Annotated in this window: 1 rRNA gene; it reads right to left on the reverse strand. The window is 59.8% G+C overall.

The window, feature by feature from the left end:
- A 23S ribosomal RNA gene (locus DQ239_RS20020) occupies positions 1 to 937 on the reverse strand; the annotation flags it as partial.

Below are 937 nucleotides of genomic sequence, written 5' to 3' on the forward strand. Positions count from 1 at the left end.
GACGGTTCACAGTAGATGGCCCCCCTTCTCCCGAAGTTACGGGGGCATTTTGCCGAGTTCCTTAACCACAGTTCGCTCGATCGCCTTGGTATTCTCTACCTGACCACCTGAGTTGGTTTGGGGTACGGGCCGCTCGGAACTCGCTAGAGGCTTTTCTCGGCAGCATAGGATCATCCAATTCGCCTCATTCGGCTATGCGTCAGGTCTCACCCTCGTGCGGGACGGATTTGCCTACCCCGCGGGCCACACCCTTGCACCGGTACTACCACTCACCGGTAGGACTACCTTCCTGCGTCACCCCATCGCTTGCCTACTACCACTCCGGGTCCCGTGTTCCACTCCATCGCCCACAAGTGGGTCGGAGGAGCTTCAGACGGTTAGCATCGGCGGGTTCAGCATGGGCGTTCCTTCGCGGGTACGGGAATATCAACCCGTTGTCCATCGACTACGCCTGTCGGCCTCGCCTTAGGTCCCGACTCACCCTGGGCGGATTAGCCTGGCCCAGGAACCCTTGGTCTTCCGGCGGGGGAGTTTCTCACTCCCCTCTCGCTACTCATGCCTGCATTCTCACTCGCGTGGCGTCCACGGCTGGATCACTCCGCCGCTTCGACCGCCACACGACGCTCCCCTACCCATCCACACACCTGGCCGGCCCATAAGAGGACCGACAGGTTGTTGCATGAATGCCACGGCTTCGGCGGTGTGCTTGAGCCCCGCTACATTGTCGGCGCGGAATCACTTGACCAGTGAGCTATTACGCACTCTTTCAAGGGTGGCTGCTTCTAAGCCAACCTCCTGGTTGTCTCTGCGACTCCACATCCTTTTCCACTTAGCACACGCTTAGGGGCCTTAGCCGATGATCTGGGCTGTTTCCCTCTCGACTACGAACCTTATCGCCCGCAGTCTCACTGCCACGCTCTCACTTACCGGCATTCGG

It is taken from the genome of Blastococcus sp. TF02-09 (genome assembly GCF_003319105.1).
Taxonomy (GTDB): Bacteria; Actinomycetota; Actinomycetes; order Mycobacteriales; family Geodermatophilaceae; genus Blastococcus.